We start from the raw sequence: 22,409 nt of genomic DNA, 5'->3' as shown, positions 1-22,409 counted from the left end.
AAGGCTGAGCCGCCCCTGCACGCGGACGTGGTGTGGTGCTACTTCTCGGTGACGCCCGCCGAGTCGAACGTCGCCACCTCGTGCATCGCCCGCGCCGCGCTCTGGACCAGCGGCAGGGCCAGCAGGGCGCCCGTGCCCTCGCCGAGGCGGAGGTCCAGGTCGACCAGGGGGCGAAGGCCCAGCTTGTTCAGGGCGGCCACATGGCCCGGCTCCGCGCTGCGGTGGCCCGCGATGCAGGCCGCGAGGACCTCGGGGGCGATCGCGCGCGCCACGAGGGCGGCGGCGCCGGCGCTGACGCCGTCCAGGATGACCGGCGTGCGCAGGGACGCGCCGCCGAGCAGCAGGCCCACCATCGCCGCGTGCTCCAGGCCGCCGAACGCCGCCAGGACGCCGATCGGGTCGGCCGGGTCCGGCTGGTGGAGTTCGATGGCCCGGCGTACGACCTCGGTCTTGCGGGCCAGGGTCTCGTCGTTGATACCGGTGCCGCGGCCCGTCACCTCCGACGGGTCGGTGTCCGTGAAGACGGCGATGAGGGCGGCCGAGGCCGTCGTGTTCGCGATGCCCATCTCGCCGGTGAGCAGCGCCTTGTTCCCGGCCGCGACCAGGTCGCGTGCCGTCTCGATGCCGACCTCGATCGCCTGTTTGACCTCCTCGCGGCTGAGCGCGGGACCGGTCGTCATGTCGGCCGTGCCCGCGCGGACCTTGCGCGGCAGCAGACCGGGGGTGGCGGGCAGATCGGCGGCCACGCCCACGTCGACCACGCAGACCTCGGCACCGACCTGGTTGGCGAAGGCGTTGCAGACCGCTCCCCCGCCGAGGAAGTTGGCGACCATCTGGCCCGTCACCTCCTGGGGCCACGGGGTGACGCCCTGGGCGTGCACGCCGTGGTCGCCCGCGAAGATGGCGACGGCCGCGGGCTCCGGGATCGGCGGCGGGCACTGCCGGGACAGCCCGGACAGCTGCGCGGAGATGATCTCCAGCATGCCGAGGGCGCCCGCGGGCTTGGTCATCCGCTTCTGCCGCTCCCACGCCTCGCCGAGCGCCTTGGCGTCCAGCGGGCGGATGCCGGCGACGGTCTCGGCGAGCAGGTCGTGCGGCTCCTCGCCCGGCAGCGCGCGACGGCCGTACGTCTCCTCGTGCACGACCCAGGACAGCGGGCGGCGCTTGGACCAGCCCGCCTGCATCAGCTCGGGCTCCTCCGGGAACTCGTCGACGTACCCGACGCACAGGTACGCCACGACCTCCAGGTGCTCGGGCAGGCCGAGGGCGCGGACCATCTCGCGCTCGTCGAAGAAGCTGACCCAGCCGACGCCGAGGCCCTCGGCGCGGGCCGCGAGCCACAGGTTCTCGACGGCGAGCGCGGAGGAGTACGGCGCCATCTGCGGCTGGGTGTGCCGACCGAGGGTGTGGCGGCCGCCCCGGGTGGGGTCGGCGGTGACCACGATGTTCACCGGTGTGTCGAGAATGGCCTCGATCTTCAGTTCCTTGAACTGCTTCGCCCGGCCCTTGGGCAGCGACTTGGCGTACGCCTCACGCTGGCGCATGGCCAGTTCGTGCATCGTGCGGCGCGTCTCGGCGGAGCGGATGACCACGAAGTCCCAGGGCTGCGAGTGGCCCACGGAGGGGGCCGTGTGGGCGGCCTCCAGGACGCGCAGCAGCACGTCGTGCGGGATCGGGTCGCCGCGGAAGCCGTTGCGGATGTCGCGGCGCTCGCGCATCACGCGCAGGACGGCTTCACGCTCGGCGTCGTCGTATCCGGGCGCCGCCGGGCCGGTGGACTGTCGTGCTTCTTCCACGGCGGCCGTGCTCTCCTCCTGGTCGGCGGCCCGGGTGTCGAGGTCGTCCGCCTGCTGTGCGGCCACGGGCTCCTCGGCATGCGGCTCCGGGGCGGGGGCCTCGCCCTCGCGGGGGCCGGGAACCATGGCGACGGGCTCCTGCACCGCCGGATCCTCCTGCCGGGCGGCCGGAGCGGATTCCCCGGCGGGCGGCTGCTCCTGGGCGGGCAGGGGCGGCACGGTCAGGGCGTGCGGCGGGGTGGGGGCCAGGTGCGGGGTGGTCGGCACGGTGCCCTCGACGGGCACGAACCGGCCGAACGACTGGTCGGCCTGGGGCTCCACGGGCGCGTCGGCCCGCGTACCGGCGGCATCGTCCGGGATGCCGGGGGCATCGGCGGGCACATCGGCTTCGGCGGCCGGCTCGCCGCCCGCCTCCTGCTCGCCGTGCGCCTGGGCGGGTCCGCCCACCGAAACGGCCTGCGCGGGCTCGGCTCCCTCGGGCTGCGCCTCCTGGGGGCCCTGCTGCGGCGCGGGCCCGGCGAACACCACCGGGGTGTCAGGAGTCCGGGCCTCGGCGTCCGCGAAAGGCGCGTGCTGGTCCGGTGCGGGTGCCACGGCCGGGGTCCGGCCGGGGTCGTGGGCCTGCTCGGCCGGGGTCCAGCTGGGGTCGTGGGCCTGCTCGGCCGGGGTCCAGCTGGGGTCGTGGACCTGCTCGGCCGGGGTCTGGCCCGGATCGTGGACTTCCTGCTCGGCCGCGGCGTCGGCGACGTGTTGGTGGTCCGGGGCGGGAGCCGTCGGCTGGACGGCGGGCGCCGGAACGTGGGCCTCCGCGGCCTGCCGGGCCTGCCCCGCTTCGGCCGCGGGCGCGGCCACGCCGACGTGCGGCTCGCCGTCCACGGGCGGTACGGCCCCGAAGTCCGGGGCGGCATCCGCCACGGGCCCGGCGTCCGGGGCCTGCGGGGCGAACCCGGCGGGCGTTCCGTCCTGCGCCGGTGCGGCATCCGGCGCCGGTACGGCTCCGGGATGCTGCGAGCCCTCGTTCTGCCAGGCGTCCCCCTGCGTGCCGTCGTTCACCGCGCCGTCCGGCAGGACGTGCCCGGTGTCGTCGGCCACCTCGGCCTGGCCTTGCCCGGGCATGCCGAGCGCGCCCTCCGGGGCCGGCACGCCGTGCGCTGCCTGCGGGGCCTCGGGCGTCGGCTGCGGCACCTGCTGCGGCTCCGAGTCGCCCAGCGGGCCGGAGCCCTGCGGGGGCTCCGGCGCGACCTCGGCGGTCACGGGCGCGGCCTCCGGGGCGACCGGCGCGGCGGTCGGCTGAACCGTCGGCGCGTGCTCGGGCGCCGGTGCCGGCACGACCGTTTCTGTGGCCGTCCCCTCGGTGCCCACCGGCGGCACGGTGTGCTGCTGCGGTGGAGGTCCCCAGGGGACCGCTCCCTGCGGGGAGTTCTCCCCCGACTGCGGCACGTCGAGGTACTCGGGACCGCTCGTGGGCGGCCCGGAGGGGCGCATCGGGGCGTCCGCAGGACCGCGGTCGGAGAGCGTGCGGACCGGGCTCGCGGAGGTGTCCGGAATGGGCGGGCCGAGGTGCAGCGGGCGGCGCGGCGTCGCCTGCGACGCGGGCGGCGTACGGACCGCGCCGACGTCGATGGAGCCGCTGTCCCGGCCGGCCGCCTCGTGCGGGCCGGGCTCGTGGAGGTAGGGCGCCGGAGCCGGGGCGTGCTGCGGCATCTCGTTGCCCCACGCGCCCTGCTGGCCCGGCATCAGGAGCAGGTCGTCGTCCTCGGGAGCGCTGTCGGAAGGGTCGAGGTAGGTGTACGCGTCCGGCGCGAGGACGCCCGGCTGCTCCACCATGCCTGCGTTCTCCGGCAGCCCCTCGCCCGGGATCTGGCCGGTGTCGGTCATGCGTACCCCTCGCCCATCGGTTAGTGCTTCTACGACCAGCTGGCCCGGAACGGCACGCCGACCGCCCGCAGTGAAGAACGAGCGTGCGTGCCCAGCGGCACGAACGACCCGCCCACAATGACGACAAAGCCATTGAACGGCATTGTCCCGGTCGTCCCGCCGTCGCGACAGGGTGATCCGCGACGGCCCGCTGTGGACTGCGCCACGTTGCGCGCCCTCCGGTCCGGCCGTACCGCCTCCACCCCAAAAGAGGTGCGCTTTCCGGACATTGACTGATGAATGCCGGATCACCCGAGTACGGTACGACGGTCGGCCAGCCTACCGCGCCGGTACGACAACCGGATCACGGGGAGCGTTCGGCCAATCGGCCGCTGAGCAGGAACGCGACGCTCCGCTCCTTCTCCGTCCAGGCCCGCGTGTCGAGTTCGACGGACTGCAGCAGGGCGCACTCGACGTCGTAGCCGTGTTCCGTCAGGTCCCTGCCGACGAGTTCGGCCGCGTCGCGGGTCGCGGCGTGAGTGACGATGCGCTGGGGGCGGCGGTCGGCGACGGCGGAGACGACGGCCACTCTCCCGCCGCCGACGCGGACGACGTCCGGTTCGGGCAGGTTCTCCAGGACGTGCGGGGCGGTGCCGTGCACGACCTGGATCTGGACGCCGAAGCGGCGTGCGGCGGCCGTGGTGCGGCCGCATGCGTCGGGGTCCTGGTCGACGGCGATGACGGCGGCCCCGCAGCGGGCGGCCTCCACGGCGAACGCGCCGCTGCCGCTGCCGATGTCCCACACCAGGTCGCCCACCCGTGGCCCGAGGCGGGCGAGTTGGGTGGCCCGCAGCAGATCCGTCTCTCCTTCACCGAGTCCCCCGCCGTACGCTTCGGCGGGCAGGGCCCAGCCGCGCGGTCCGGCGCCCGGATCGCGGCCGGCGATCCAGCCGCCGTCGGCCGCGGTGACGGGTCCGCCGATGACGATGACGACGTTGGGGTCGCGCCAGGTGTGGTCGGCGGCCTTGTCCGAGGTGACGACGGTGACCTGTTCCCGTTCGGTGCCCAGCTCCTCGCAGATGACGAAGGTGCGGTGGACGCCGTCGAGGAGCAGTCCGAGCTCGGCGGGCCCGGCTCCCGGTGAGGTGAGGACCGCGACTTTGGTGTGGGCGCGGCATACGTTGACCGCGCGTCGCAGGGTGCGGCGGTGTGCGACGACCACTTGTGCGTCGTCCCAGGGCATCCCGGCGCGCGCGAAGGCGGCGGCCACGGAGGAGACGGCGGGGACGACTTCGACCTCCAGGCCGTACTCGGGGTCGCGCAGCGTGCGTACGACACCGAAGAAGCCCGGGTCGCCGTCGGCGAGGACGACGGCGGTGCCGCGGTGGGCGGCGATACGGCGGGCGGCGAGGGCGACACTGCCGAGGCGGATGCGCTCGGCGGCCGGAGGCACTTCGGGAAGGGCGAGGTGGTGGGCGGCGCCGGCGACGAGCGTGGCGGCCCCGAGGGCGGAACGCGCCGCGGCGGTCAGCGGCGAGCCGTCCCAGCCGATCACCGTGACCCGGTCGGCCATCGTCGTCAGTCTCCAGGTTTTTCGCGCAGGTCGTCAGGGGGCAGCCCGTACGGCGGGCTCCGTGAGCGTATCCCGTTCGGCCGGGTGCACTCGCCCCGGGCTCGGTCCGTGGGAGCGGTCCCTCGCTGTCAGTTCCAGTTGGGGAACGACGTGAAACCCCCCGTGTCGGCCAGCTCGTCGCTGACCCCGTCGAGGTCCTCCGGCAGCAGGCTCCACACGATGAAGTCGGTCCGTACGTCCGTCCAGCTGCCGTCCTCCGCACGGACGTGCGCTATGCAGGCGTTGCGCAGGACGCCCTCGCTGATGCAGCCGATCTTCTGGGCGACCTGCTGCGAGGCGGTGTTGTCGGCCGCGGTGCGCAGTTCGATCCGCTCGAAGTTCTGGTCGCCGAAGAGCCATTGGGCGGTCGCGAGCGCGGCTTCGGAGGCGTAGCCCTCGCCGCGTGCCCAGGGCGCGATGATGTACGACAGTTCGGTGGACCGCACATGCCAGTTGGTCCTGGTGAGCTGGATGACGCCCACCAGGCGCTGGGTGAGGAACTCGGTGACGGCGAGCTCGAGGCCCCGGCCCGCGGCGCGCTCCGCGGGCGCGTACTCGGTGATCCAGGTGCGGGCGCCCTCCTCGGTGAACGGCTGGGGCACGTCGGTCCAGGCGCCGACCAGTTCGTCGTTCATCATCTCGGCCAGCGCGGGGACGTCGTCCTCGTCGAGAGGGCGCAGGACCAAACGCTCCGTGCTGATGGAGACGTTGGGGAAGGTGCTCGTCATTGCGCCGCTCCGTAACCTTCGAAGAACCGTCAGGGCCTGCTGAACTGCCCAGCATGCAGCATGGAGGCAGCGAAACGCACCACGGGGTCCACACCCGGTGAGGGAGCGGACCCCGTGCGTGGCGATACGCGCTGCACGCGGTTGTACGCGGCGCCGACGGCAGTCGATCGTCGGGATCAGAAGGACGCGATGACCGATCCCTGGTACTTGTCCTCGATGAACTTCTTGACCTCGGGGGAGACGAGGAGCTTGGCCAGCTTCTCGACCCGCGGGTCGTTCTCGTTGCCCTTCTTGACCGCGAGGAAGTTGCCGTAGGGGTTGTTCTTCGCGGACTCCAGGACGAGGGCGTCCTTGGCGGGCTTGAGGCCGGAGGAGATGGCGTAGTTGCCGTTGATCACCGCGGCGTCCACGTCGTCCAGGGAGCGCGGGGTCTGGGCCGCCTCCAGCTCCTTGAACTTGAGGTTCTTCGGGTTCTCGGCGATGTCCTGCGGAGTCGCCTCGTTGCCCACACCGCTCTTCAGCGTGACGAGCCCCTTCGCGGCGAGCAGCTTCAGCGCACGCGCCTCGTTGACCGTGTCGTTCGGAATGGCGACGGTCGCGCCGCTCTTCAGCTCGTCGGCCTTCTTGATCTTGTGGGAGTACAGGCCGAGCGGCTCCAGGTGCACCGTGACGACGGGCACGATGTGGGTGCCGTTCTTCTTGTTGAAGTCGTCCAGGTACGGCTGGTTCTGGAAGTAGTTGGCACCGACCGACCCGTCCTCGGTCGCCGTGTTCGGCGTGACGTAGTCGGTGAACTCCTTGACCTGAAGGTCGAGGCCCGCCTTCTTCGCCAGGTTGTCCTTGACGAAGTCGAGGATCTCGGCGTGCGGGGTGGGGCTCGCGGCGACGACGAGCGGGCCGTCGGAGCCGGAGGAGGCGGAGCTGCTCTTGCCGGAGCCGCAGGCGCTGAGCCCCAGGGTGAGGGCTCCCGCGGCGAGGACGGCGGTGGTGATCTTGGCGGTGTTACGCACGAAAAGTGCCTTTCCTTATGGGTGGTGCTACCCCGTCATGGTTCACGGGGAGTTCAGGGGATGCGCGGGCCCGGCGTGACTCAGGCGACCTTGCTCACGTCGGCCGCCGCGGGCTCCTTCTCCTTCAGCAGCCGCAGCTTCGGCGCCGGTCCGGAGCGGCCGCCGCGGCGATGCAGGGCGCGGGCCGCGAAGTCGCCGGCGAACTGGATGAGCGAGATGACGACGGCCAGGACCGCCACGGTGATCCACATCAGCTGGGTCTCGAAGCGCTGGTAGCCGTAGCGGATGGCGATGTCGCCGAGGCCGCCGGCGCCGACCGTGCCGGCCATCGCGGAGTAGCCGATGAGGGCGACGACGGTGGTGGTCGCGGAGGAGATCAGGGAGGGCAGCGCCTCCGGCACGAGGACCTTGCGCACGACGGTCCAGGTGTTGCCGCCCATCGCCTGCACGGCCTCGACGAGGCCGCCGTCCACTTCGCGGACAGCCGTCTCGACGAGGCGCGCGAAGAACGGGACGGCGCCGATCGCGAGGGGCACGATGGCGGCCTCGCGGCCGATCGTGGTCCCGGTGACCCAGCGCGTGAAGCTCATCAGCGCGACCATCAGGATGATGAACGGCATCGAGCGGGCGATGTTCACGACCTGCCCGAGGACCTTGTTGGCCACGACGTTCTGGAGCAGCCCGCCGCGGTCGGTCAGCACCAGCAGCACGCCGAGCGGCAGGCCGCCGACGACGGCGATGAGGGTGGACCAGCCGACCATGTAGAGGGTGTCCCAGGAGGCCTGGGACAGCAGGGGCTGCATCGCCGAGAAATCGGTCCAGGTCACTTGGCACCTTCCTTCACCAGCGGGGCCTCCTGGCGGCCCACCACGTCGATCTGCAGGCCCTGCTCGCGCAGGAAGCCGATCGGCACGACGTTGTCCTCGTAGCGGCCGGGCAGTTCGATGCGCATCCGGCCGACCTGGAGGCCGCCGACGGTGTCGATGGCGGCGCCCAGGATCGAGATGTCGATGTTGTAGGTGCGGGACAGCTGGGAGATGACGGGCTGCGTGGCGGCCTCGCCCTGGAAGGTGACGTCGACGACGGTCCGGTCGTCGCCGGATGCCCGGCCACCGACCGGGAAGAGGGCGGAGGCCAGGCGGGAGCCGGGGGTGGCGAGCAGTTCGCCGACCGTGCCGGACTCGACGATGCGGCCCTTCTCCATGAGGGCGGCCGAGTCGCAGACGCTCTTGACGACGTCCATCTCGTGGGTGATGAGCAGGACGGTCAGGCCGAGCTGCCGGTTGAGGTCGCGCAGCAGCTGGAGGATGGACCGGGTGGTCTCCGGGTCGAGGGCACTGGTCGCCTCGTCGGAGAGCAGCACCCTGGGGTCGCCGGCGAGGGCGCGGGCGATGCCGACGCGCTGCTTCTGGCCGCCGGAGAGCTGGGCCGGGTAGACCTTGGCCTTGTCGGCGAGACCGACGAGGTCGAGGAGCTCGAGAGCCTTGCGGGAGCGTTCCTTCCCGGACTTGCCGAGGATCTCCAGGGGCAGCTCGACGTTGTCCTGGACGGTGCGCGAGGACAGCAGGTTGAAGTGCTGGAAGACCATGCCGATCCGGCTGCGCGCCGCGCGCAGCTCCTTGCCGGCGCGTGGTCCGCGGCCGGCGAGGGCGGTCAGGTCCTGGCCGGCCACCGTGACCGTGCCGGAGGTGGGGCGCTCGAGGAGGTTGACGCAGCGGATGAGCGAGGACTTGCCGGCGCCGGACTGGCCGATGACGCCGTACACCTCGCCCTCGCGTACGTGCAGGTCGACGCCGTCGAGGGCGGTCACCTCGCGGCCGCGCGAACGGTCGGCCCGGTAGATTTTCGTCAGGCCCGATGTGGTGATCACTGGGTTTCCGTCACTGTCGAGTGCAGGGCGTGGGTGTGCGCCGGGCACGGGTGCGTGTGGCAACGCGGCACGGTTCTCGCAAGGGCGATCGAACCGGGGAGAACGTGTGCGCGGGGGGTCAGTCGCGTACGAGACGTGCGTACGGACATTCCACGGCGGTCTCGCTTCGGGGCGCGAGACTCTGGGAGGTGCGGGGGCCCTCTAGCAGGCGCACATTCGACACATACAACGAGCACCGGGCGTCATGGTCGCCTCGGTCGCAACAGTGCGGCAGCTCGTCGTGGTCATGGATGCAAGTAAAGCAGACGCCGGACCGGGACCTGACACGACTGTCCGAATAGCGGACGGATGGCGCCGGGTGTGGTCAACGCCACGGCCGGCGGGGCGGCGCCGCGGTCGGCCACGGGGGCGGGGACATCGGCGCTTTTGGCCCGTAATAGGGTCGCGGCATGCTTGATGCCCTGACGCTGGCGACCGGTGTCGCCGCGCTGCTGCTCGCCGCCTGGTGCGGCTGGGCCGCGTACCGCGATCAGCCGACGAAGGACTGGCACTTCATCGGCATGGCCGTGGTGACGCTGCTGGCCCTCGTCCAGCTGGTCGTCGGCATCGTCCAGCTGGCTCGGGGCGAGAAGCCGGCGCAGGGCACGACGATCTTCGTGGCGTATCTGCTGGGCGCCTTCGCGTGCATCCCGGCGGCGGGCTTCATGTCGCTGGCCGAGCGCACCCGGTGGGGTTCGGTGACGGTCGCGGCCGGCGGTGTGGTCCTCGCCGTGCTGGAGGTGCGGCTCTATGACATCTGGGGAGGCTGAGATGACGGCCACGCAGGAGAAGCCGGGCAGGACGCGGCTCATCGGCGGACCCGGGATGCTGCTGGTGTGGCTGTACGGGGTGATGGTGGTGGGGGCGGTGTCGCGGTCGGTCGTACAGATCTCGACGCAGTTCGACAAGGCTCCGCTCGCGTACTCCCTGTCCGCGGTCGCCGGCGTCGTCTACGGATTCATCACGTACTCGCTCGTGCGCGGCGGTGAGACGGCCCGCCGGGCGGCGCTGGTGTGCTGTGCGGCCGAGCTGGTCGGTGTGCTCACCGTCGGGACGTGGACGCTGGTCGAGCCGTCCGCCTTTCCCGACGCGACCGTGTGGTCGGACTACGGCATGGGGTACGTCTTCATTCCGGTGCTGCTGCCGCTGTCGGCCATGTACTGGTTGCGGAAGGGGGCCGCGCGTCAGGCGGAGGCGGCCTGAGCTCGGCGGGACGCGCCCCTTGCGGGGCGCTCTTCCCCTACGCCGTCGTGGCGTAGGTACTCGCCGGCTTCTCCAGGACGATCATCGGTACGCCGTCCGCTCCCTGAGCCGTGCCCACCGTCTCGTAGCCGACCCGGCGGTACAGGCGCAGGTTGCCCTCGCTGCGGTGGCCGGCGCTCAGGCGGAACTTCTTCGCGCCGTGCCGCTCCACCAGTGCCGCCTCCGCCGCGCGCAGCAGCCGGGCGCCGATGCCGTGGCCCTGCAGCCGCGGGTGGACGCAGAGTTTGCCGATCGAGGCGGCCCCGTCCTCCGTCACGCTGCCGCGTACCGAGCCGACCACCTCCTCGCCCAGCCGCGCCACGAAGACGCAGTCCGAGGCGACCTCCTCGCGGACGGAGTCCAGGGTCTGGACGAGCGGATCGATGCGGTAGTTGCCGTACAGCGCGGCTTCGCTCTGGAAGCAGAGGTACTGCAGCCTGAAGATCTGCTCGGCGTCCTGCTCGGTCGCCACAGAGATGGTCACGCTCATGCCCATGTGCGCACGCCTCCCGCTCACCTGATCACCGGTCGTCCCCCACTCCTATCCCCGCGGTTCGAGGGCCGCAACCTCCGCCGCAAGCAATCGACGCAGACATCCCAGGCATTTGGAGCGTTCCGGGCCAAGACTCCCTTGTGAGATACCCAACTCCCCTGCGATTTCCCGGTAGGTCAGGTCCTGCGGGGAGAGCAACGCCGCCATGAGGCGGGGACAGCGGCCGGGCAGGCGGCGCACGGCGGCGTGCAATGCCCGGCGGCGGGCGGCGAGGAGCGCCTGCTGCTCGGGGCCGGGTCGGGTGTCGTCGGCCGGGTCGCCGCGGTACGGCAGTTCGAGGCGGGCGGAACGTCGGCCGCGGCGCACCTCCAGACGCACCGCTCGGCGCAGCCATTCCTGCGGGTCGGCGAGCGGCCGGTCGGCCTCAAGCCGCTCCAGGAGCCGTAGCCACACCGCTTGTTCCAGATCGCTCGGCTCCATCCCGGCCGCGTGTGCCTCCGCCGAGGCCTCGGCGGCGAGCAGCGGACGCAGGGTGCTGACCATCTCGTGCCTCATACGCGACGGGACGCGTCCGCCCCGGCGGGGGTTGCCGGGGCGGACGGGAGTCATCCCGACGGGGGACTCGTGGCGCGTGTCGACCGCTCAGCCGCGCAGGAAGTCCTCGCGGGCGAGCACGCCGGTGTCGGCGTTGTCGGTGAAGACGCCGTCGATGCCGGTCGCGAAGTAGGTCCGGAAGGCGCCGAAGACGTCACCGTAGGCCGTCGGGTCGGTGCCCTTCTGGAAGTCGGCGGGCAGGAAGGTGTTCTCGTCGCGCATCGTGTACGGGTGCAGGATCAGGCCCGCGGCGTGCGCGTCGGCGACCAGTGTGGAGGGCTTGGTGAGGTTGCCCTTCGCGTCCTTCGGGATGACCAGGTCGAGGGTGGGTCCGATGCCCTGGGCGTAGGACGCGATCTCCTTCAGGCCCTTCGGGGTGACGAGGTCGGCGACCGTGCGCGGGTCGCCCGACGCGACGAAGTCGAAGGGGCGGGTGTTCGCGGCGGACAGGAGCACGACGAGCGGGTTGTCGACGAGCTTGTTCAGCCGCTGGATGCTGCTCGGCTCGAAGGACTGGATGATCACCGGTGAGTGCTTCCGGTCCTTGCCGTGCTTGCGCAGGGCCTTGGAGAGCAACTGCTCCATGTCGAGACCCTGTTTGCGGAAGTACGTGGGGTGCTTGGTCTCGGGGTAGATCCACACCTGCTTGCCGCGCTTGCGGGTCTGCTCGTCCTGCCACTTCAGGACCTCTTCGAAGGTGGGGATCTCCCAGCGGCCGTTGTAGAGGGTGTTGTGCTGGCGGGTGGCGGGGATGCGCTCGATCGCACGCAGCGTCTTCAGCTCGGCGAGCGTGAAGTCCTCTGTGAACCAGCCGGTGGTGGGGACACCGTCCAGGACCTTGGTCTTCCTGCGGTCGGCGAACTCGGGGTGGTCGGCGACATCGGTGGTCCCGCCGATCTCCGGTTCGTGCCGGCACACCAGGTGGCCGTCCTTGGTGGGCACCAGGTCACCGGCCTCCACGATGTCCGCGCCCAGGTCGAGCGCCAGGTTGTAGGAGCCGAACGTGTGCTCGGGGCGGTAGCCACTGGCTCCACGGTGGCCGATGATCGTCGGCACGGGCAGGCCCTTGAGCCCGCCGCCCGTGTGCCGCGCGTCCGCTCCGGCGACCCCGGGCAGTCCGAGAACCGCCGCGCCGGCGCCGGTGACCGCGGCCCCGAGCAGCGCCCGCCGACCGGTCCCCTGCCCCTGCCCCTGCCCCTGCCCGTAAGACTCCTGCGCGCCCATGTGTTCCTCTCGCCACACCTGTTCGAAACGGCTCGATCGTAGGTGCGGACGGGTGACGTCCGGGAGACGTGTGCGGGAACGCGCGGCGGACGGGGGCCGTCCTCCCGGGTGCATGCCGACGGCGTTGACGGACACCCGGGCTGGCGGCCCGTCAATCGTCGGCGCGGTGTGCGCCACACCCGTCCGGCGGATGACGAACGTGCAACAACACCGCCATCGCAGGTAAACACTCGTCAATGACGCGTATCCACTCGGTGAACCCGGTGTGCGACACCCCGGGTGTCACGAGTATCGTCCTCACCTGCACAGACTCACACCGCATCCCTTGACACCGGAGGGCCCGTTGTCCCGCTTCGCGCTCATCAAGGCAGTGCTCGGACCGATCATGCGCCTGATGTTCCGCCCACAGGTGGAGGGTGCGGAGCACATCCCGGCCGACGGCCCGGTCATCATGGCCGGCAACCACCTGACGTTCATCGACTCGATCGTGCTGCCGCTCGTGACCAAGCGGCAGGTGCTCTTCATCGGCAAGGACGAGTACGTCACGGGCAAGGGCCCCAAGGGCCGGCTGATGGCCTGGTTCTTCACGGGCGTCGGCATGATCCCGGTCGACCGGGACGGCGCGAGCGGCGGTGTGGCCGCGCTGATGACCGGGCGCCGCGTGCTGGAGGAGGGCAAGGTCTTCGGCATCTACCCGGAGGGCACGCGCTCGCCCGACGGGCGCCTGTACCGGGGGCGCACCGGTATCGCGCGGCTGACGCTGATGACCGGGGCGCCGGTGGTGCCGTTCGCGATGATCGGCACGGACAAGTTGCAGCCCGGCGGGCGGGGGATGCCCCGTCCGGGGCGGGTCACCGTGCGGTTCGGTGAGCCGATGGAGTTCTCTCGGTACGAGGGGATGGATCGGGATCGCTATGTGCTGCGGGCCGTCACCGATTCCGTGATGACGGAGGTCATGCGGCTCTCGGGGCAGGAGTACGTGGACATGTACGCCACGAAGGCGAAGGCGGCGTAGCCGCAAGGGGCGCAGCCCCCAACGGCTTACGACGTACTCTCCAGCCGTTGGCCCCGCAGCAGGAACCACGCTGCCACCGCAGTCGCCAGCAGGATCACCGCTCCGGCACCCGTCGCCCATCTCAGGCCCTCGACGAACGCCTCGCGGGCCGACGTCAGCAGTGCCTGGGCGGTGGCCGGCGGAAGGCCCGCCGCCGCTTCCACCGCGCCGCCCAGTGACGCGTGCGCCTCGGCCGGGGTGCCGGCCGGGGCCGGGAAGCTCCGGTAGGTGCCCGTGACGATCGAGCCGAGCAGGGCGATGCCGAGGGCCGCGCCGAGTTCGTACGCCGTCTCCGAGACCGCGGAGGCGGCGCCCGCCTGGTCCTTGGGCACGCCGGCGAGGATCACGTCCGCGGTGACGGTGAACGACAGGCCCGCGCCGACGCCCACGACCAGCAGCGCGGTGCCGATCAGCGAGTAGCCCGTGGTCCGGTCGAGCACGGTGAGTGCGGCCAGCGCCAGGCCCACCGCGGCGAGCCCGCCCGAGACCACCGCCCGTACCGAGAAGCGCCGGGCCGCCGAGCCCGCCACCAGGCCCGCCGCCACCGCGCCGACGGCGGCGGGCAGTTCGGCGAGACCGGCCTCGAACGGACGCCTGCCCTGGACCAGTTGCAGGTACTGGGAGAGGAAGAAGACCAGTCCGGACATGCCGAGCACGGTCAGCAGGTCCGCGAGCACCGCACCGCTGAAGCCCCGGCGCCGGAACAGCCGCATGTCCAGCAGCGGGACCGGCAGCGTCAGTTGCCGGCGTACGAAGCCGTGGAGCGCGGCGGCACCGAGGAGCCCGGCGCCCATGGCCGGCCAGGTGAATCCGTGGGCGGCCGCCTCCTTCACGGCGTACACCGCGCCGATCATTCCCACGAGCGACAAGGCGACGCTCGGCAGGTCCCACGGGCCCGGGTCCGGGTCGTGGGATTCGGGCAGGGTCCTGATGCCGACCAGGACCAGGACCGCCATCACCGGCAGGTTGATGAGGAAGACCGAGCCCCACCAGAAGTGCTCGAGCAGCAGGCCGCCGACGATCGGGCCGACCGCCGTGCCGGCCGAGGCGGTGGCGCCCCAGATGCCGACGGCGAGGGTGCGCTCGCGCGGGTCGTGGAAGATGTTGCGGATCAGGGCGAGCGTGGCGGGCATCAGGGTCGCGCCCGCGACACCGAGGAGCGCCCGGGCCAGGATCATCGTCTCCGGCGACTGGGCGTAGGCGTTCAGGACGGATATCGCGCCGAAGGCCGTGGCACCGCCGAGCAGGACGCGCTTGCGGCCGACGCGGTCGCCGAGGCTGCCCATGGAGACCAGCAGACCGGCGATGACGAAGGAGTAGACGTCGCCGATCCACAGGAGCTGGGTGCCCGAGGGCCCGAGGTCCTCGCTGATGTAGGGGGTGGCGAGGCCGAGGACGGTCGCGTCCACGGCCACCAGCAGCACGGCGAGCACGAGGACGCAGAGCGCGAGCCACCGGCCCGGGCGCTTCTCCGCCTGCGGCGCCCTTGCCGGCTGCAGGGTGCGGGTCATGGTTCCTCTCTTCGCAGGGCGCCGCCGAGCAACAGCTCGGCGATCATGGCGGGGAAGTCCCTGGCGGCCACACGGCCGTCCAGTACGGCCCAGGCGCACGAGGCGATCAGTCCGTACAGCGCCTCGGTGAGCCAGGCCGGGGGCAGGTCGACGCGGAACTCGCCGCTGTCCCGGCCGCGCAGGAAGACCGCGGTGATCCGGGTGTCGATCCGCGACCAGCCCTCGTTCTGCCCCTCGCCCTCCCACAGCTGGTTCTCGCCGTAGAGGAAGGCGAGCAGCCCGGCCGCGGGCTGGATCTCGCGCACGAGCCTGCGTACGGCGTCCGTCGCCGAGCCCTCGTCCAAGCGGGCCGCGTCGAGCGCCGCCTCGCACTCCGCGATGCCGAGCACCTCCAGGGCCCGTACGAGCGCGTCGCGCCCGGCGAAGTGGCGGTGCAGCGTGGCCCGGCTGATCCCGGCCGCCTTGGCGACCTCGTCCATGGTCGCGGTGGATTTGCGGGTCAGCAGGGCGGCTGCGCTGCGCAGCACGTGGTCACGGTCGAGGGCCATGAGACAACCATAGACCACATGAGACATTATTGTCTCATTGTAGGCATGCTCGTCTCGTCAGGGGCCGACCTCGGCGTGGTCTCAGTGCCAGGGCAGCTGTCCGCGCCGCTTCCAGTACGCGAGCGGGCCCTCGGCGAGCGCCTCGAGGCGGGCCAGCTGGTCCTCGTCCAGGTCGACGGCGGCGGCGTGCAGGTTCGAGGCGAGCTGGCCGGTGGTGGCCGCGCCGGAGAGGACGACACCCGCCCAGGGCCGGCGCAGGATCACGGCCAGGGCGACCGCGTCGCAGCCGAGGGACAGCTCGGCCGCCACGGCCTTCAAGGTCTCCGGTGCGTGCGGGTCCGCCAGCCGTCCGTTGGCCATGCCCTCCTTGACGATCACCGTGAGCCCGGCGTCGTGGGCCTCGGCGAGGGCCGGCTCGGCGGAGGTCTCCAGCAGGTTGTAGGTGGACTGGACGGTACGGAAGAGCGGCTCGCCGTCGACCGTCACGGCGAGCGCGGCGCGGATCGCGTCGGCCTGCGCCGGGCCGCTGGTGGAGAACCCGATGGTGAGCCCCTGCGCGGCGGCCTCGGCCAGCCGGGCGTGGAGTTCCTTGTCGGTCAGCGCGGGGCTGTCAGGGGTGACGGAGTGGATCTGGTAGAGGTCGAGCCGGTCGCCGAGCAGAGCGGCGGTCTCGGCGCGCTGCCGCTCGTAGGTGGCGACACCGTGGTCCTTGACCTCGTGCTGTTCGGCGTCGGTGGTCCACCGCGCGGTGTAGGTGTAGCCCCACTTGCTGCCGACCACCACGTCGTCGATCCCGGGGCGGGCGGACAGCCATTCGGCGAGGAACTCCTCCGAACGGCCGTAGGAACGGGCGACGTCGAAGTAGCGGACGCCCTGCGCGTAGGCGGCGTCCAGGAGTTCGTGCGTGCGCTCGCGCAGGGCGTCGACGGTGCGGTCGGCGGGAAGGTCCCGGTCGCGGCCGAGGTTGATGTACCCCGGGCGGCCGACGGCGGCCAGTCCGAGTCCGATGTGCGCGGTGGCCGTCGTGGCGTCGGCCATCGGGGTCTCCCCTGCTCGAGCGAGGCCGAGAGCATGGGGAAGGCTGAACGGCATGGCGGGCTCCTTGCACTCTCGGCGGGCCGGGAACCCGCCCCAATCTACCGGGGGCTTCGGATTCGCCCCGCGCTGACCGCCGGGGCCTGTCGATTCACCCGGTGCTGACGCAGCGCGGTTCGAAGGCCGGGTCGGCCGGGCCCTTGCGGTTCAGGGCGTCGAGCACCCACTGCTCGACCAGCGGCGACTTGGGGGCCTGGTCGTGTTCGGTGGTGTCGAGCGGACAGCGGTCCTGGAGCAGCACGTTGGTGACGTAGGAGGCCGGGCCGTCGAGGAAGGCGCTGGTGTACGGGACCACGACCTCGTCGTCACGGGTGGTGATCACCGTGTAGTCCGGGCCTACCGGGGTCTCCGGGTCGGAGTTGAGCTTCTCCAGGAAGGCCGAGCCGGCGGTCTGGTCGACGCAGGAGGGGCAGACGGTGGCGCCGGCGGCGAGGGCGAGCGGGTTGCTGGTCCCGTGGTTGGAGGGCACGATGCCGACGAGGTCGTCGACCTTGGTGGCACCGCCGAGGAACTTGACGTAGTAGCGGGGCATCATGCCGCCCTGGCTGTGACCGACGATGTCGACCTTCTTGGCGCCGGTCGCACCGAGCACGGCGTTGACGAAGTCCCGCAGCTGGGCCGCCGAGTCCGGGATCGGGGCGGTCTCCATGTCGCCGTAGTCGAAGGAGAAGACGCAGTAACCGGCGTTCACCAGGGCGGGCGAGAGGGTCAGCCAGTTCTCGTACGAGGTCTTGAAGGTGCCGTTCACCAGCACCACCGGCTGCGGGTGGGCCGCGTCCGGCTTGCAGGACCAGTCGTTGGCGCCTGGTGGCGCGATGGCGACGGTGTCCGCGCCGGCCGGTGCCGCGAGGCCGATGGCGCACAGCGCCGCGGTCACGGCGGCGCCGAGGAGCCGGGCTGTTCGCCGTCCGCTTCTTCCACTTGGTCCGCGCATGATGTCCCTTTCGTGCTCGGTACAGGCCGACCGTCGTTCGGCAATGCCGACCGCAACCGGAATAGTTACCTCCGAGTAGACGTGCGTCAAGAATCCGGACAGTGGCTGAAACCCATCCGTTATCCGGCCCGACCGGAGAGCGCGAGCGGACAGCACGAGGGGCCCGGACAGCACGCGAGGGGCCCAAACAGCACGAGGGGCCCGGACGCGATGTCCGGGCCCCTCGGCGGTAAGTCCTGCTACGCCTGCTTGGCCGTGGCCCACGCCCGCTGCGCGGCGAGGTCCGCCTTCACCTCGGCGAGCTGCACCGCGACCGCCTCGGGGGCCGTGCCGCCGCGGCCGTTGCGGGAGGCGAGGGCGCCGGGGACGTTGAGGACGGAGCGCACCTCGGGGGTGAGGTGGGCGCTGATCTTCGCGAACTGCTCGTCCGTGAGTCCGTCGAGCTCCTTGCCCTCGGCCTCGGCGACCTTGACGCACTCACCGGCCACCTCGTGCGCCACCCGGAACGGCACGCCCTGCTTGACCAGCCACTCGGCGATGTCGGTGGCGAGCGAGAACCCGGCCGGAGCCAGCTCCTCCATGCGCTCTCGGTGCACGGTCAGCGTGGCCATCATGCCGGTGAAGGCCGGGAGCAGGACCTCCAGCTGGTCGATGGAGTCGAAGACCGGCTCCTTGTCCTCCTGGAGGTCGCGGTTGTACGCGAGCGGGAGGGCCTTGAGGGTCGCCAGCAGGCCCGTCAGGTTGCCGATCAGGCGGCCGGACTTGCCACGGGCCAGCTCGGCGATGTCCGGGTTCTTCTTCTGCGGCATGATCGAGGAGCCGGTGGAGAAGGCGTCGTGGAGCGTGACGAAGGAGAACTCCTTCGTGTTCCAGATGATGACCTCCTCGGCGATCCTGGAGAGGTTCACGCCGATCATCGCGGCGATGAAGGCGAACTCGGCGACGAAGTCACGGGAGGCCGTGCCGTCGATGGAGTTGGCCACGCTGCCGTGCTCGAAGCCCAGGTCCTCGGCGACCGCCTCCGGGTCCAGGCCGAGTGAGGACCCGGCCAGGGCACCGGAGCCGTACGGCGACACAGCCGTCCGCTCGTCCCACTGGCGCAGCCGTTCGGCGTCCCGGGACAGCGACTGCACGTGGGCGAGCACGTGGTGCGCGAAGAGCACCGGCTGGGCGTGCTGGAGGTGGGTGCGGCCGGGCATCGCCACGTCCGGGTGCGCCTCCGCCAGGCCGATCAGGGCGTCCTGGAGGTCGGCGATCAGACCGCCGATGATCCGGCCGTGGTCGCGCAGGTACAAACGGAAGAGCGTGGCGACCTGGTCGTTGCGCGAGCGCCCCGCGCGCAGCTTGCCGCCCAGCTCGGGGCCGAGGCGCTCCAGCAGACCGCGCTCCAGGGCCGTGTGGACGTCCTCGTCGGCGATCGTGCCGGTGAAGGAGCCGTCGGCGACGTCCGCCTCGAGCCGGTCCAGGCCCGCCAGCATCCGCGTCAGCTCGTCGTCCGTGAGGAGCCCCGCCTTGTGCAGCACGCGCGCGTGGGCCCGGGAGCCGGCGATGTCGTACGGCGCGAGCCGCCAGTCGAAGTGGACGGACGCGGACAGCTTCGCCAGGGCCTCGGCGGGACCGTCGGCGAAACGGCCGCCCCAGAGCCGTACGTCACCGGTGTTGCTGCTCACTTGGGTCGCTCCTAGAGGGTGTCGGTGTGCCACCGCCTCCCCACGGCGAGTGAGGAGGCGGTCGTCGGGCCAGTGGGCCGGTCGGGCAGGATCCGCGTCAGGCTTCGCCTGCGAGATCACGACGTGCCGCGATCTTCGACGACAGGCTGTAGATGTCGATGAAGCCCTTGGCCGCGGACTGGTCGAACGTGTCGCCCGTGTCGTAGGTCGCGAGGTTGAAGTCGTACAGCGACTCCTGCGACCGGCGGCCGGTGACGACCGCCCGGCCGCCGTGCAGGGTCATGCGGATGTCGCCGGAGACATGCTGACTGGCCTCGTCGATGAAGCCGTCCAGGGCGCGCTTGAGCGGGGAGAACCACTGGCCGTCGTAGACCAGTTCGCCCCAGCGCTGCTCGACCTGCCGCTTGTAGCGGGCGAGTTCACGCTCGACGGTCACGTTCTCCAGCTCCTGGTGGGCGGTGATGAGCGCGATCGCGCCCGGAGCCTCGTACACCTCGCGGGACTTGATACCCACGAGACGGTCCTCCACCATGTCGATCCGGCCGATGCCCTGGGCGCCGGCGCGCTCGTTGAGCTGCTGGATGGCCTGCAGGACGGTGACCGGCTTGCCGTCGACGGCGACCGGGACGCCCTCCTTGAAGGTGATGATCACCTCGTCGGCCTCACGAGGGACGGCCGGGTCGGAGGTGTACTCGTAGATGTCCTCGATCGGGGCGTTCCAGATGTCCTCGAGGAAGCCCGTCTCGACGGCGCGGCCGAAGACGTTCTGGTCGATGGAGTACGGGGACTTCTTGGTGGTCGCGATGGGGAGGTTCTTCTCCTCGCAGAACGCGATGGCCTTGTCGCGGGTCATCGCGTAGTCCCGGACCGGGGCGATGCACTTCAGGTCCGGTGCCAGGGCCACGATGCCGGCCTCGAAGCGGACCTGGTCGTTGCCCTTGCCGGTGCAGCCGTGGGCGACCGTGGTGGCGCCGTGCTTCTTGGCGGCGGCGACGAGGTGCTTGACGATCGTCGGCCGGGACAGCGCGGAGACCAGCGGGTAGCGGTCCATGTAGAGGGCGTTGGCCTTGATCGCCGGGAGGCAGTACTCCTCGGCGAACTCGTCCCTGGCGTCCGCGACCTCGGCCTCCACGGCACCGCAGGCGAGTGCGCGCTTGCGGATGACGTCCAGGTCCTCGCCGCCCTGGCCGACGTCCACCGCGACGGCGATGACCTCGGCGCCCGTCTCCTCGGCGATCCAGCCGATGGCGACGGAGGTGTCCAGACCGCCCGAGTAGGCGAGTACGACGCGCTCGGTCACGGGGTTCTCCTCACACTGCGCTCACTGACATGCATGAGTATGCAGAACTCTGCATGATTCGTCAATGCGACGCCTCGCGACGTGCCGTGCGACCGCTCTTTGCGCATCCGTTGAACGGGAGCAATCGCTTTCCCGTATCTCTCGGCGAACGCAGGCGCCGCGTTTTCACGGCAGTCACACCGGTGACCGCCGTGTCCGTCACAGCAGTCACCCCCGACCCGAGTGAGGCATCTTCATGTCCAGGGCTCTTCCGAAGTACAACAAGCGCCGCGTCGCGATCATCGGCGGCGCCGCCGCTGTGGTGCTCTCCGGTGCGGTCATCGCCGGTTCCGCCCTCGCCGGGGAGACGTCCAAGAGCAACGGCGCCCGGACCCTGGCGGCGGGGCCCGGCACGATCACCTGCCAGGACGTGAAGTCGCAGCTCCCCGCGATCCCCGCATCGGCCCGGGACGAGGTGGACCGCAACCTCAAGCTGCTCGGCACCCAGATCGCCGAGGCCAACAAGCGCCTGGTGGACACCGTGGGCCAGGGCGGGCCCAACTTCGTCAACAACGCAATCCTCGGCCCCCTCAAGGACAAGCGGGTGGCGACGATCAACCGGATCGCGACGGCGATCGGCCGCACCGCCGCCAAGCCGCAGGGACTGGACGCGCTGGCGCCGTGCACGCTCAACGCCGGCGGAGCGGCCCAGCAGGCCGGCGGGAACGCCGCCAACGCCGGCAACGGGAACGCCGCCAACGGCAACAAGGGGAACCTGGGCAACAAGGGCAACAGCGGCAACAAGGGGAACGCCGTCGGTGGCAGCGCCGCCGCGGGCACCATCTCCTGCCCCGACGTCAAGTCGAAGCTGCCCGCGATCCCCGCCTCCGCCCAGGCCGAGGTCGACCGCAATCTGGCCCTGCTCGACACCCAGATCGACGAGGCCGACAAGCGGCTCGTCTCGTCGGTGGGCCAGGGCGGGCCGAACTTCGTCCAGAACGCGATCCTCGGCCCGCTGGCGGACAAGCGGAAGTCCACCATCGACCGCATCGCCATCGCGATCGGCCGGACGTCCGCCAAGCCGCAGGGTCTGGACTCCCTGGCCGCCTGCACGCTCACCAAGTGACGTGACAGGCGCTGTGGCCGCCCCGCGCGCCGGCCGGGGCGGCCACGAGCGACCGGAAGCCGCCGTTCGAGGGATATCCCCGGCCGTTCCGGAGAAATCCTTAGACAGTCGAAGGACATGCCCCGATACTCGGTGGACATGGGAAAGACCTATAAGCGCATAGACGGCAGGCTGCGCACGTTCATCGAGGCACAACCCCTGTTCTTCACCGCGACCGCTCCCCTGTCGGCCGACGGCACGGTCAACCTCTCCCCCAAGGGCCTCAAGGGCTCGTTCGCCGTGCTCGACGAACGCACCGTGGCGTATCTGGACTTCGCCGGAAGCAACGCCGAGACGATCGCGCACCTGCGCGAGAACGGCCGGATCACCCTCATGTGGTGCGCCTTCCAGGGCCCGCCCAACATCGTGCGTGTGCACGGCCGCGGCGAGCCGGTCTTCCGCGACGACCCGCGCTTCAAGGAACTGCTCACGCACTTCCCGGACATCGACCCCGTCCCGCACGGCCTGCGCGCCGTCATCGTCGTGACCGCCGAGCTGATCCGGGACACCTGTGGCTACGCGGTGCCCTTCATGGCCTACGAAGAGGATCGCGACCTGCACGCCAAGCGCTTCGCGCGCGAGGACGACGCCTCCCTCGATGAGTACTTCCGGAGGAAAGAACACGTCCGAACGAGTCTGGACGGCCTGCCGGGACTGCCGTTGCCCCTGCCTCCGTCTACGTTCTGAG

General features: G+C 71.4%; 20 protein-coding genes. 5 read left to right on the top strand and 15 right to left on the bottom strand.

The features are described from left to right. Positions 1 to 38 precede the first annotated feature (38 nt). The 6 genes from cobT to C3488_RS18670 form a co-directional block, all read right to left on the bottom strand. Positions 39 to 3,674: a nicotinate-nucleotide--dimethylbenzimidazole phosphoribosyltransferase gene (gene cobT / locus C3488_RS18695; RefSeq protein WP_103840851.1), complete on the bottom strand. Its 3,636-nt coding sequence runs from the start codon at positions 3,672 to 3,674 to the stop codon at positions 39 to 41. A gap of 343 nt (positions 3,675 to 4,017) precedes the next feature. Then, positions 4,018 to 5,226 carry a precorrin-6y C5,15-methyltransferase (decarboxylating) subunit CbiE gene (gene cbiE, locus C3488_RS18690; protein ID WP_103840849.1) on the bottom strand — a complete coding sequence of 403 codons (1,209 nt, stop codon included), beginning with the start codon at positions 5,224 to 5,226 and terminating at the stop codon, positions 4,018 to 4,020. A 128-nt stretch (positions 5,227 to 5,354) separates the two neighbouring features. Then, on the bottom strand, positions 5,355 to 5,993 hold the full coding sequence (locus C3488_RS18685; RefSeq protein ID WP_103840847.1) for a GNAT family N-acetyltransferase: 639 nt from the start codon (positions 5,991 to 5,993) through the stop codon (positions 5,355 to 5,357). A gap of 176 nt (positions 5,994 to 6,169) precedes the next feature. Then, entirely contained in the window at positions 6,170 to 7,003 is an 834-nt protein-coding gene (locus tag C3488_RS18680; protein WP_103840845.1) for a MetQ/NlpA family ABC transporter substrate-binding protein, read from the bottom strand. Between the two features lie 80 nt (positions 7,004 to 7,083). Beyond that, the gene (locus C3488_RS18675) at positions 7,084 to 7,830 is read right to left on the bottom strand and encodes a methionine ABC transporter permease (RefSeq protein WP_181139076.1); all 747 of its coding nucleotides are present in this window, start codon (positions 7,828 to 7,830) and stop codon (positions 7,084 to 7,086) included. After that, positions 7,827 to 8,873 (bottom strand): methionine ABC transporter ATP-binding protein, encoded by a 1,047-nt coding sequence (locus C3488_RS18670; protein WP_103840843.1) that lies wholly within the window; start codon positions 8,871 to 8,873, stop codon positions 7,827 to 7,829. Before C3488_RS18670 ends, C3488_RS18675 begins: the two co-directional genes overlap by 4 nt. Positions 8,874 to 9,322: 449 nt before the next feature. Here C3488_RS18670 and C3488_RS18665 point away from each other — a divergent pair, with 449 nt between their 5' ends. Beyond that, positions 9,323 to 9,682, top strand: a complete 360-nt coding sequence (locus tag C3488_RS18665) for a hypothetical protein (RefSeq protein WP_103840841.1) — start codon at positions 9,323 to 9,325, stop codon at positions 9,680 to 9,682. A gap of 1 nt (position 9,683) precedes the next feature. Continuing rightward, positions 9,684 to 10,115, top strand: a complete 432-nt coding sequence (locus tag C3488_RS18660) for a hypothetical protein (RefSeq protein WP_103840839.1) — start codon at positions 9,684 to 9,686, stop codon at positions 10,113 to 10,115. 37 nt (positions 10,116 to 10,152) lie between these two features. On the opposite strand, the gene C3488_RS18655 is transcribed toward C3488_RS18660, so the two are convergent. The 3 genes from C3488_RS18655 to C3488_RS18645 all read right to left on the bottom strand — a co-directional run bounded on the left by C3488_RS18655 (position 10,153) and on the right by C3488_RS18645 (position 12,465). Next, positions 10,153 to 10,650 carry a GNAT family N-acetyltransferase gene (locus tag C3488_RS18655; RefSeq protein ID WP_103840837.1) on the bottom strand — a complete coding sequence of 166 codons (498 nt, stop codon included), beginning with the start codon at positions 10,648 to 10,650 and terminating at the stop codon, positions 10,153 to 10,155. Positions 10,651 to 10,695: 45 nt separating this feature from the next. Beyond that, positions 10,696 to 11,202, bottom strand: coding sequence for an RNA polymerase sigma factor (locus C3488_RS18650; protein ID WP_103840835.1), 507 nt, complete (start codon positions 11,200 to 11,202; stop codon positions 10,696 to 10,698). A gap of 87 nt (positions 11,203 to 11,289) precedes the next feature. Continuing rightward, entirely contained in the window at positions 11,290 to 12,465 is a 1,176-nt protein-coding gene (locus C3488_RS18645; protein WP_103840833.1) for a glycerophosphodiester phosphodiesterase, read from the bottom strand. A 325-nt stretch (positions 12,466 to 12,790) separates the two neighbouring features. Here C3488_RS18645 and C3488_RS18640 point away from each other — a divergent pair, with 325 nt between their 5' ends. Then, a complete protein-coding gene (locus C3488_RS18640) occupies positions 12,791 to 13,480 on the top strand; it encodes a 1-acyl-sn-glycerol-3-phosphate acyltransferase (RefSeq protein ID WP_103840831.1) in 690 nt (229 codons plus the stop codon). A gap of 26 nt (positions 13,481 to 13,506) precedes the next feature. Here C3488_RS18640 and C3488_RS18635 read toward each other — a convergent pair whose 3' ends face one another. From C3488_RS18635 to C3488_RS18610, 6 genes are all read right to left on the bottom strand, one after another. Further along, positions 13,507 to 15,030: an MFS transporter gene (locus tag C3488_RS18635; RefSeq protein ID WP_103840829.1), complete on the bottom strand. Its 1,524-nt coding sequence runs from the start codon at positions 15,028 to 15,030 to the stop codon at positions 13,507 to 13,509. After that, entirely contained in the window at positions 15,027 to 15,578 is a 552-nt protein-coding gene (locus C3488_RS18630) for a TetR/AcrR family transcriptional regulator (protein WP_103840827.1), read from the bottom strand. The genes C3488_RS18635 and C3488_RS18630 overlap by 4 nt, the downstream gene beginning before the upstream one ends. 81 nt (positions 15,579 to 15,659) lie before the next feature. Continuing rightward, on the bottom strand, positions 15,660 to 16,670 hold the full coding sequence (locus tag C3488_RS18625) for an aldo/keto reductase (protein ID WP_374955431.1): 1,011 nt from the start codon (positions 16,668 to 16,670) through the stop codon (positions 15,660 to 15,662). Positions 16,671 to 16,764: 94 nt separating this feature from the next. Then, the gene (locus tag C3488_RS18620; protein ID WP_103840823.1) at positions 16,765 to 17,607 is read right to left on the bottom strand and encodes an alpha/beta fold hydrolase; all 843 of its coding nucleotides are present in this window, start codon (positions 17,605 to 17,607) and stop codon (positions 16,765 to 16,767) included. A gap of 239 nt (positions 17,608 to 17,846) precedes the next feature. Beyond that, on the bottom strand, positions 17,847 to 19,277 hold the full coding sequence (gene argH / locus C3488_RS18615; protein ID WP_103840821.1) for an argininosuccinate lyase: 1,431 nt from the start codon (positions 19,275 to 19,277) through the stop codon (positions 17,847 to 17,849). A 97-nt stretch (positions 19,278 to 19,374) separates the two neighbouring features. Next, positions 19,375 to 20,577 (bottom strand): argininosuccinate synthase, encoded by a 1,203-nt coding sequence (locus tag C3488_RS18610; RefSeq protein ID WP_103840819.1) that lies wholly within the window; start codon positions 20,575 to 20,577, stop codon positions 19,375 to 19,377. Positions 20,578 to 20,812: 235 nt separating this feature from the next. Between C3488_RS18610 and C3488_RS18605 the strand changes: the two genes are divergently transcribed. Both C3488_RS18605 and C3488_RS18600 read left to right on the top strand, forming a co-directional pair. Next, the gene (locus C3488_RS18605; protein ID WP_103840817.1) at positions 20,813 to 21,682 is read left to right on the top strand and encodes a hypothetical protein; all 870 of its coding nucleotides are present in this window, start codon (positions 20,813 to 20,815) and stop codon (positions 21,680 to 21,682) included. Between the two features lie 138 nt (positions 21,683 to 21,820). Next, positions 21,821 to 22,408, top strand: a complete 588-nt coding sequence (locus C3488_RS18600) for a pyridoxamine 5'-phosphate oxidase family protein (protein ID WP_103840816.1) — start codon at positions 21,821 to 21,823, stop codon at positions 22,406 to 22,408. Position 22,409 lies beyond the last annotated feature (1 nt).

The organism is Streptomyces sp. Ru72, assembly GCF_002920635.1.
GTDB lineage: Bacteria > Actinomycetota > Actinomycetes > Streptomycetales > Streptomycetaceae > Streptomyces.
Note: the sequence above shows the minus strand (reverse complement) of the source record. Positions and strands in the feature narration are given on the sequence as shown.